The organism is Nonomuraea sp. K271, assembly GCF_009908215.1.
Taxonomy (GTDB): domain Bacteria; phylum Actinomycetota; class Actinomycetes; order Streptosporangiales; family Streptosporangiaceae; genus Nonomuraea; species Nonomuraea longispora.
In genome coordinates, this window is the sequence record NZ_JAAAHR010000112.1 from 22,145 (window position 1) to 31,789 (window position 9,645).

General features: G+C 72.3%; 11 protein-coding genes. 4 read left to right on the forward strand and 7 right to left on the reverse strand.

Going from position 1 to position 9,645, the window contains the following annotated elements:
• The first annotated feature begins 43 nt into the window (after positions 1–43).
• On the forward strand, positions 44–2,059 hold the full coding sequence (locus GUY59_RS31125; protein WP_138203590.1) for a PQQ-binding-like beta-propeller repeat protein: 2,016 nt from the start codon (positions 44–46) through the stop codon (positions 2,057–2,059).
• On the opposite strand, the gene GUY59_RS50175 is transcribed toward GUY59_RS31125, so the two are convergent.
• Positions 2,044–2,178 carry a hypothetical protein gene (locus GUY59_RS50175; RefSeq protein WP_269128947.1) on the reverse strand — a complete coding sequence of 45 codons (135 nt, stop codon included), beginning with the start codon at positions 2,176–2,178 and terminating at the stop codon, positions 2,044–2,046. The two genes, GUY59_RS31125 and GUY59_RS50175, sit on opposite strands and share 16 nt — an antisense overlap.
• A 239-nt stretch (positions 2,179–2,417) precedes the next feature.
• On the opposite strand from GUY59_RS50175, the gene GUY59_RS31130 reads away from it, so the two are divergent.
• Positions 2,418–3,095, forward strand: coding sequence for a histidine phosphatase family protein (locus GUY59_RS31130; RefSeq protein WP_201761550.1), 678 nt, complete (start codon positions 2,418–2,420; stop codon positions 3,093–3,095).
• A gap of 93 nt (positions 3,096–3,188) precedes the next feature.
• Here the strand turns inward: GUY59_RS31130 and GUY59_RS31135 are convergent, their stop codons facing one another.
• Positions 3,189–3,722 (reverse strand): uridine kinase family protein, encoded by a 534-nt coding sequence (locus GUY59_RS31135; protein ID WP_138203594.1) that lies wholly within the window; start codon positions 3,720–3,722, stop codon positions 3,189–3,191.
• 39 nt (positions 3,723–3,761) lie between these two features.
• Between GUY59_RS31135 and GUY59_RS31140 the strand changes: the two genes are divergently transcribed.
• Both GUY59_RS31140 and GUY59_RS31145 read left to right on the forward strand, forming a co-directional pair.
• A complete protein-coding gene (locus GUY59_RS31140) occupies positions 3,762–4,958 on the forward strand; it encodes a CoA transferase (RefSeq protein WP_171055490.1) in 1,197 nt (398 codons plus the stop codon).
• Between the two features lie 74 nt (positions 4,959–5,032).
• Complete coding sequence (locus tag GUY59_RS31145) at positions 5,033–6,529, forward strand: carboxyl transferase domain-containing protein (RefSeq protein WP_138203598.1); 1,497 nt, start codon at positions 5,033–5,035, stop codon at positions 6,527–6,529.
• A gap of 3 nt (positions 6,530–6,532) precedes the next feature.
• Here GUY59_RS31145 and GUY59_RS31150 read toward each other — a convergent pair whose 3' ends face one another.
• The 5 genes from GUY59_RS31150 to GUY59_RS31170 all read right to left on the reverse strand — a co-directional run.
• Positions 6,533–6,928 (reverse strand): hypothetical protein, encoded by a 396-nt coding sequence (locus tag GUY59_RS31150; protein WP_138203600.1) that lies wholly within the window; start codon positions 6,926–6,928, stop codon positions 6,533–6,535.
• Positions 6,925–7,371 carry a hypothetical protein gene (locus GUY59_RS31155; protein ID WP_252375074.1) on the reverse strand — a complete coding sequence of 149 codons (447 nt, stop codon included), beginning with the start codon at positions 7,369–7,371 and terminating at the stop codon, positions 6,925–6,927. Before GUY59_RS31155 ends, GUY59_RS31150 begins: the two co-directional genes overlap by 4 nt.
• Positions 7,372–7,375: 4 nt before the next feature.
• On the reverse strand, positions 7,376–8,173 hold the full coding sequence (locus tag GUY59_RS31160) for a carbon-nitrogen hydrolase family protein (RefSeq protein ID WP_171055488.1): 798 nt from the start codon (positions 8,171–8,173) through the stop codon (positions 7,376–7,378).
• A complete protein-coding gene (locus GUY59_RS31165; RefSeq protein ID WP_138203604.1) occupies positions 8,133–9,071 on the reverse strand; it encodes a DUF418 domain-containing protein in 939 nt (312 codons plus the stop codon). Before GUY59_RS31165 ends, GUY59_RS31160 begins: the two co-directional genes overlap by 41 nt.
• The coding region (locus tag GUY59_RS31170) for a hypothetical protein (protein WP_201761551.1) at positions 9,047–9,645 on the reverse strand (599 nt) is incomplete at its 5' end. The genes GUY59_RS31170 and GUY59_RS31165, both read right to left, overlap by 25 nt.

Sequence of the window (9,645 nt, forward strand, 5' to 3'; positions counted from 1 at the left end):
TAAGGTATTGACGCTATACGAGCGCAATCTCTAGGTTTCGGTCATGACCTTAATGAGGAGAATGCTGGCCGCCGCGGTGGCGGCCGTCCTCGTGACGCTGGCCGCCGCCCCCGCCGGCGCGGCGCAGCGCCGTACCGAGGACCTCGGCGTGCCCCTGGAGGACGTGCTGCTGATCGGCGGCGTGGTGGCGCCCGGCCCCGGCGGCAGGACCGTCCTGTGGGGCGCGTCCTCCGGCAGCCCCGCCCATCTCAACGCCGTCGACCCGGCCACCGGGGCCGAGGTGGCCAGGTACGACCTGCCGGGCGCGGAAGGCTCCTGGGCCGTGGACGCCGCCCAGGACGGCAGCGTCTACGTCGGCACGTACGGCGACGGACGGCTCTACCGCTGGACTGACCAGGGTGGCGTGCAGGACCTCGGCCGCCCCCTGCCCTCGGAGAACTTCGTCTGGACCGTCGCGGCCGGCGAGGGCGCCACCGTCTACGGCGGCACCTCCCCGGGAGGCCGCCTGTTCGCCTACGATCCCGCGACCGGCGTACGCGACTACGGCAGGCTCTCGGCCGCCCACTCCTACGTCCGCAGCGTCTCCTACGCCGACGGGAAGATCTACGCGGGCACCGAGGACCCCGCCGCGATCTTCGAGGTCGACGCCGCCTCCGGCACGTCGAGGCAGCTCCCCCTGCCCGACGGCCTCGACCCGGCGGGCAAGTGGGCCTACGACGTGAACGTCGCCGCCGGCCACCTGTACGTGCGCTTCGGCGGCGCGAGCCCCGGCCCGCTCCACGTGTGGGACATCGCCGCCGGCCGCTGGAGCGACACCCTGGACCCCGCCCACGGCCTGGACGTCTCGCCGCCCGACGACGACGGCGCGGTCTACCTCGTCAAGGACGGCGAACTCGTCCGCTACGACCCCAGGACGAAGGAGACGACGGGCACGGGCATGTCGATCACGGGCCGCGTCGCCAACACCCGCGGCATCGGCTGGGCCGAGCTGGGCCTGCCGGACTATCCGGGCAAGAGCGTCGTGGGTCTCCTCTGGCGCGGCCTGATGTTCCGTTACAACCCGCAGACCGGCGCGACGTCGTTCGCGCAGACGGAGGTCCAGGGCGAGCCGATCGACGTGACGGCGCTCTCGGAAGGCCCCGACGGCCGCATGTACGCCGGCGGCTTCCTCAACGGCGGTTTCGCCGCTCTCGACCCCAAGACGGGAAAACGGGCCGAGTTCCACACGTTCTCGCAGAGCGAGGACATGACCACGCACGACGGCACGCTGTACGTCGGCGCCTACCCCGAGGCCCGGGTCTACGCCTACGACCCGGAACTGCCGTGGAACAGCCCGGAATACTCCCCGAGCCCCGAGCCCGGCCCGGCCGACAACCCGGCACGCCTGTTCGACCTGGCCGCGGAGAAGCAGATCAGGCCGCGGGCGCTGACGTCGGCGGGCCGCTACCTCGCCGCGGGCACCATGCCCGACCTCGGCCACCTGGGCGGAGTGCTGGCGATCTGGGACCCGGAGACCGGCGAGCTCAAGCACTCCCGGCGCAACGTGATCAAGGATCAGAGCATCGTCTCGCTCGCCTACCGCGACGGCGTGCTCTACGGCGGCACCTCCATCTACAGCGGCCAGTCGGCCACGCCGCCGACCCAGCCCGAGGCCAAGCTGTTCGCCTGGTCGGTGAAGGACGACCGGGTGCTGTGGGAGATCGTCCCCGCGCCGGGCAAGCCGGCCGTCCCCGCGCTGACGTTCGACGACCGGGGCCGGCTGTGGGGGATCGCCGGCGGCGAGGTGTTCGCCGTCAACCCGGCCGCCCGCAAGGTGGTCGAACGGGTCACGCTGTCGGACAGCGAGAGCGCGAGCGGGCAGCTCTCCTTCAACCGGCGTGACCGCACACTGTACGGCGCCCACGCCGGCCAGTACGTCTTCTCCCTCGACCCGCGCACCGGCCGGCACGCCGTGCTGAAGGAGGGACCCGTGCACCAGCTCGCGGTGCACGGGTCGGGAGACGTCTACTTCGCCGAAGGGCCGCGCCTGTTCCGGCTCACGGATCAGCGGATGCGATAGGTGGAGAAGTTCTCGAAGCGCGACAGGCAGAGGTGCCCGTCAGGGCCGAGGAGGAGGTTCGGGATCGGGCGGGCGATGAGCGTGGACGCCATCGTCCCCGGATCAATCCGGTACGCCATGCCCTGGTGACTTCGGACACGCTGTTCTGGGTGGACCCGGCCACCGGGCGGACAGTCAGGGCCGTCAAGCACCAGGACCTACCCCTGGGACACCGTCACCCAGGTACGGCCGGACACCAATCTCGCGTCCCATGAGGGTTTCCTGTGGGGCAAGGTGATGAGGCGCACGTACGGCCTCCCCGTTTGTTCATAACGGTCTTGACCGTAATTTGCCCATGGCTCCGTGGCAGGATGGCGGCGTGAGCCCATCAGTGATCATCGCCGTCCGGCACGGGGAGAGCGAGGCCAACCTCGCCTACCGGCTGGCCGGCGACACGCCGCTGGTCTACGAGCGGGGCGACGACGAGGTGACGTTGACCGAGCAGGGCAGGGCGCAGGCCGCGGCGCTCGGGCGCCTGCTCGCCGCCCTGCCCGGCGGCGAGGCGCCCGAACTGGTGTGGTGCTCGCCCTACCTGCGCGCCCTCGACACGTGGCGGATCGCCCAGGACACCTGGGGCGTCCGCCCGCTCCCCGTCACCGTGGACGAACGGCTCAGGGACCAGGAGATGGGCGAGTTCGCCCGCTACAACCCGGTCGCGGCCGAGGAACGTTTCCCCGGGGAGCGGGCGCGGCGAGAGGCCGAAGGCGCCTGCGCCTACCGCCCGCCCGGGGGAGAGTCACTGGCCGACGTCGTCGGCCGGCTCCGTGACCTCCTCGCCGACCTGCGGCGGCGGGCCGGCGGGCGGCGGGTGCTGATCGTCGCCCACGACTCCGTGGTGCTGGGGCTGCGCCATGTCATCGCCGGCGACACCGACGCGCGGCTCGCGGCCGTGCTGGAGTTCGCGCCGGTGCTCAACGCCTCCGTGTCGGTCTGGCGCACCGGCGGCGAACGTTTCGAGCTCGTACGCTTCAACGACGTCGCCCACCTGACCCCCTGACACCACGCCCTCGCCCGCCCGGCCTCGACGTCCGAGGCCTCGCCCCGCTCGGAGCGGCCCGACCCCAGAGACCCGCGACCTCGCCCGCCGCCCTCACCCCGTCCGGACGATCAGGTCGGCGCGCTCCCGCGTGCGGTCCTCGGCGAACCACGTCCGCTCGGCCGCGAACCACGTACGCCACCGGGGCTCCAGCTCGGGCCCGTCCCGCTGCAGGACGCGCGCCAGCCGCACCGCCTCTGGAGCCTCCACCCAGACGGTGTACGCCAGCAGCTCCGCCACCGAGGCCCTGGCCGCGCCGGCCCCCTCGATGACGAGCACCGGCGCGACGGGCACGCCCACCTGCTCGGCGTATTCGCCCCGCACCCAGTCGTACCTGCGGAAACCTCCGGGGCGGCCGTGCCGCAGCGGCTCGATCACCTGCGACTCCAGCGCGTGGAACCAGCCGCCTGGCCCGTCGTCCCACGGCACGGGGAAGTCGTCGCTGTGGATCACCTGGCACCCGAGGCCGGCGGCGAGCCGCCGCGCGAACGTCGTCTTGCCGGATCCGGCCGGCCCGTCCACGGCCACCAGCCGGACGGGCCCGCACGACGGGGGCAGCTTCCCGATGTGATCGGCCGGCGGATTCATCGGACCAGGGTAGAGGAGAGGGGGCTCATGCCTGAGAGAATGTTCTTTCGCCCTTGGAGCGCATGTAGGAGGTTGATCTTGCTGGGACCCCTCGGCGACATCGTCGTGCTCGATCTGTCCAGGGCCCTGGCCGGGCCGCACGCCGCGCAGATGCTGGGTGACCTGGGCGCCAGGGTGATCAAGGTCGAGCATCCGGACGGCGGTGACGAGTCGCGGGGCTGGGGCCCGCCGTTCGCCGGGCCGGATCACGATATCTCGACCTATTTCCTGGCGGCCAACCGCAACAAGCAGTCCATCACCGTCGACCTCAAGTCCGCGGAGGGCAAGGAGCTCATCGAGCGCCTCGTCCGCCAGAGCGACGTCCTCGTGGAGAACTTCCGCACCGGCGTGCTCGACCGCCTCGGATTCTCCGCCGAGCGCCTCCACGAGCTCAACCCCCGCCTCGTCATCCTGTCCATCACCGGGTTCGGCCACGACGGCCCCGAAGGCGGCCGCCCCGGCTACGACGGGATCGCCCAGGGCGAGGGCGGCCTGATGTCGCTGACCGGCCCCTCACCCGACGAGCCCTACCGCGTCGGCGCGTCCATCGCCGACCTGCTGGCCGGCATCCACGGCGCCTACGGCGTGGCCGGGGCACTCTACGAGCGCGAGCGCACCGGCAAGGGCCGGGTCGTGCGCACATCGCTGCTGGCCGCCGTTACCGGCGTGCACGCCTACCACGGCACCGCGTGGACGGTCGGCGGCAAGGTGCCCGCCGCCGGCGGCAACCACCACGCCTCCATCGCCCCCTACGGCACCTTCCGCTGCTCCGACGGCATGCTGCAGATCGCCGCCGCCAACGACGGCCAGTGGAAGAAGGTCGCCGCTCTGCTCGGCATCGATCCCGCCGATCCTCGCTACACCACCAACAGGGAGCGGTTCGCCCACCGCGACGAGCTGATCGCCGACATGGAACGGGCCCTGGCCGCCCACGACCGCGCCCACTGGCTGGCCAGGCTGGCCGATGCCGGCGTGCCGGCGGGCGCGATCAGGTCGATCGACGAGGTCTACGCCTGGGAGCAGACCCGCTCGCAGGGCCTCGTCGTCGAGGTCGAGCATCCGGTGCTCGGGAAGATCGAGCTGCCGGGGCCGCCGTTGCGCTTCGACGGGCTGACCGGAGCGGAGCACAGCGCGCCGCCCACGCTCGGCCAGGACAACGACTCCGTGCTCGCCTGGCTGCGGGAGCGCGAACGATGATTCCCCACCCGCGGCACCGGACGGCGCTCTCATGCGTCACCATTGCAAGGATGTCCGACTTCTAGGGAGTGATAGTGAGCCGTCCGGACGCGCGCACACTGATCGACACGGTCCTCGACAAGGGCTCGTGGACATCGTGGGACGCGCCGCCAGCCGATCCGGCGCCGCCCGGCTCCTCCTACGCCGACGAGCTGGCCGCGGCCCGGGTCAAGTCCGGCTACGACGAGGCCGTGATCACCGGCGAAGGACGGCTCGACGGGCGCAGGGTCGCGATCGCGGCCTGCGAGTTCTCGTTCATGGCGGGCTCCATCGGGGTGGCGGCGGCCGAGCGGTTCGTGAGCGCGGTCGAGCGGGCCACCCGCGAGGGGCTGCCGCTGCTGTCCGCGCCGGCCTCGGGCGGCACGCGGATGCAGGAGGGAGCGGTCGCGTTCGTGCAGATGGTGAAGATCACCGCCGCGATCCAGGCGCATCGCGCCGCCGGCCTGGCCTACCTGGTCTACCTGCGGCACCCGACGACCGGCGGGGTCTTCGCGTCGTGGGCGTCGCTGGGGCACGTCGCGGCGGCCGAGCCGGAGGCGCTGATCGGGTTCATGGGGCCGAGGGTGTTCGAGTCGCTGCACGGCTACCCCTTTCCCGAGGGCGTGCAGGTGTCGGAGAACCTGCACCGCAAAGGGCTCCTCGACGCGGTGGTGTCGGCGGAGGACGCGCGGGAGGTCGCGATCAGGGCGCTCGCCGTGCTCGCCGCCGACAGTTCCGCCGTCGTGGCAGGTCCTCCTCCCGAGGAGGACCTGCGTCCCGTGGAGGCGTGGGAGGCGATCACCCGCTCGCGCCGCGACGACCGGCCCGGCGTGCGCACGCTGCTCAAGCTCGCCGCCACCGACGTGACCCCGCTCAGCGGCACCGGCGAGGGCGAGAACGAACCGGGGCTGCTGCTGGCGCTGGCCAGGTTCGGCACCGCGCCGGCGGTGGTGCTCGGCCAGGACCGCCGCTTCCAGCGCGCCAACTCGCCGCTGGGCCCGGCGGGGCTGCGCGCTGCCAGACGCGGCATGCGGCTGGCGGCCGAGCTGGCCCTGCCCCTGGTGACCGTCGTCGACACGGCAGGCGCCGACCTGTCGAAGTCGGCCGAGGAGGGCGGCCTGGCCGCCGAGATCGCCCGCTGCCTGGCCGAGCTGGTCATGCTCGACGCGCCCACCGTGTGCCTGCTGCTCGGTGAGGGCGCGGGCGGGGCGGCGCTGGCGCTGCTGCCCGCCGACCGGGTGCTCTGCGCGCAGCACGCCTGGTTGTCGCCGCTGCCGCCCGAGGGCGCCTCGGCCATCCTCTACCGCTCGGTCGACTTCGCCCCCGAGATCGCCCAGGCGCAGCACATCCGCGCCACCGACCTGCGGCGCGACGGCATCGTCGACCGGGTCATCCCCGAGCTGCCCGACGCCGCGTACGAGCCTCGGGACTTCTGCGAACGAGTGGGGCGGGCCCTGGAGCACGAGATCGCGCTGCTGCTGCGATCGACCCCGGCCGACCGGTTCGCCGCCCGCCAGGCCCGCTACCGCCGCCTCGGCACCCCCGCCGGTTAGCGCCTACGGCACCGGGACGCGTTCGACCCGGATCGAGAGGACCTCCTCGCGGGGCACCACGACCTCGTAGGCGCCGTGGTCGACCATCCAGTAGCCCAGCGCCTCCGCCTTCATCCCGCTGTGCCCGGTGTAGGCGATGTGCAGGCCGTCGTCGTCCTCGTCGAGCACGATGCACGGCTCGCCGCCGAACGCCCCCACCGTGCGGATCAGCACCAGCCACTCCAGCTGCGCCCTGGGCACGACCCGCCGCCAGTAGCCGGAGGCCGGCTCGAACCCGTCGAGCTCCGTCTCGCTGAACAACACCACCTGGTCGCTGTCGGGGCCGAGGGCGGCGGGCAGGGTGCGCTCGCCGAAGCGGGCCACGAAGCCGGAGGCGATCGGCACGGTCTCGTCGCTCATGCGGCGGGCCGCCAGGTCAGCCCGTCGTAGTGGGCGAAGGTCCGCTCGCCCTCGGCCGTGACGCGAATGATCTCCGCCCCGGCCGGGATCGGCATCGGAACGGTGTGGAACTGCGGCACCACGTGCTCCGACGAGGTCGTGAACCCATTGCCGGCGAAGGGGGGAGCGTCGCTCCAATCGCCCCCCATGTGCGGCCCGTACGGCACCGCGTAGGTGTCGATGTCGCGGGCGCACCAGCGCATGACGTAGATCTCGGGCACCTCGGCGAACAGTTCCGATCCATCGAACGACAAATCGAGCCCATAGTAGAGCGCCTCCGGTGTGGTCAACCTGACGCAATCCTGCACCCGGTAGACATAGCCGGAAATGACCGTGCGCTTGCCCGACAGATATGGCACGAGCAGACGCGGCGGGACAACCTTTTGCATCTGCGTTCCGCTCACGCTCCTACTTTACGATCTGTTGACCCCGGAAGACGCGATGTTCCAGGCACGGCAGGGTGGCGCGGGCGGCGGCGGTCTGCTCGTGGTCGATCTCCACGATCTGCACGCCGGGCGCGGTGCCGAGGTCGGCGCGCACCACGCCCAGCGGGTCGACCAGCATGCTGCGGCCCACACCGTAGCCGTCGGACGCCTCGGCCGGGTTGGGCGCCTGGCCGACGGCCGCGGTCCACGTGGTGTTCTCCAGCGCCCGAGCCCTCACCAAGGTCACCCAGTGGTCCTCCTTGAGCGGGCCTGACCCCCACGCCGCGATCACCGCGAACAGCTCTGTGCCCTGGTCGACCAGCGCCCTGGCCAGCTCGGGGAAACGGACGTCGTAGCAGGTGATCAGCCCGACCCGCACCCCGGCCAGTTCGACGACCACCGGCTCGGCGCCCGGCTCGACCAGGTCGGACTCCTTGGCGCCGAACGAGTCGAACAGGTGGATCTTCCGGTACGCCGCCCGCACCGTGCCCTCGGCGTCGACGGCCACGGCCGTGTTGTGCACACGCTGCTCGCCCGGCTCGAACACGCCGGCGACCACCGCGAGCCCGTGCTCCTTGGCCGCCCCGGCCAGGCCCGAGACGAACGGCCCGTCGAGCGGCTCGGCCAGGCTCGTGATGCGCCTGCCGTAGCGGGTGAGCGTGGCTTCGGGGAAGATCGCTAGGTCGGCGCCCTCGGCTCGGGCGAGCGCCTGCCGCACCCTTTCGAGGTTGGCCTGCGGGTCAGGGGAGACCGGGATCTGGCAGAGGGCGATTCTGGTCACGGCCAGACTCTAGCCGGTTGGGCACCCGCCGAAACCAGGTGAGGCACCGCCATGCCCATTCGAGCGGCCCGTACCTGAACCTCGCCAGCCACCACCGGCTCAGCAGCACCTGCGCGGCCACGGTCACCACCGTCAGACCCACCACCGACCAGCGGGTGGTGTCGGCGTCGACCAGCGGGCCCGCCAGAATGATGATCGCGGTGCCGGAGACGTAGTTGGTCAGCGCCATCCGCCCCAGCGGCTCCAGCACCGCCGCCGACCACGGCCCCAGCACGAGCAGCAGCCCCAGCGAGTACGCCGCCGCGCCCGCCAGCGCGGCCACGCTGTAGGTCGACCAGGTGTGCGTGGCCGACCACGCGGCCGTCAGCAGGACGGTGGCCGCAGCGGCGACCGCGAACGACGGGAGCAGCAGCCATCGCGGCGGACGCAGCTGCCACAGCGCCATGCCGACCAGGAACAGGCCGGGGATGAGCAGGGCCCCGCCGCCGACGGCCACCGCCCACACCAGGGCTCCCAGCCCGAGCAGCAGCACCGGCAGGCCGGGGGCCAGGAACGAGGCGGGCAGCAGCACCACCGCCCCGTAGAAGGCGTAGTCGGTCAGCACCTCGCCCTCGTAGAAGGTGCGCTGCACGAGTCCGAAGCAGAACAGCCAGAACAGCCTGCTCAGCAGCGCCCACCGGCTGTTGCCGCGCAGGAACAGCAGGAAGCTGATGCCGAACAGCAACGAGAAGATCGGGTAGAACCGGCTCTGGAACAGCGCTTCGACGGTCCAGTCGACGCCGGTCTGCTGCTTCGTGCTGTGCTGCCAGGTGTTGACCAGCATGATTCCGCCCACCGCGAAGCCGCGGAGAGCGTCGAGTTCACGGACGCGCGTCAGAGGAACCAGGTGTACCACCATATGAGGAATCCGGCGCCGATGACGGTCGCGGCGACCTGCGGCCACCCGCGGTCACGCAGCAGCGCCACGGCCGTCAGCAGGGCCGACGCCACCGCGATCGACGTGTACGCGACCGTGGTGCCGGGGACACCGACGGCCAGCGCGGTGCCGTTCGCGACGGCGAGGGTGTGCGCGGACTGGGCCACGATCCCGGTGAAGGCGACGCCCGACAGGCCGCCGTAGGCCGCGAGCGCCCGGCCTCTCAGTGCCCCGGAGACGAGCTGGACCAGGGAGGCGAGCGCGAAGGCCGCGAAGGGGGCGGCCAGCCAGGGGAAGCGGGAGATCAGGTATGGGGCTCCCGTGACGTGCAGGTCGTCCGGCCGGGCCGTGGCGTCCGCGCAGGGCGCGGCCGGTGCGGCGGCCGGGTCGGCCACGAAGGCGGCGATCTTCCCGCGGGCGCAGTCGCTGGTGAGGAAGACGGCGTGGGAGGCGCCGGCGAACTCCTCGAAGCGGGCCTTCGGCAGGGCCTCCGGAAGGGCCTGGGCGGCGGATCCGGTGAGGGCGGTGGGGTCGTGCCGGCCGCTCAGGACGTAGG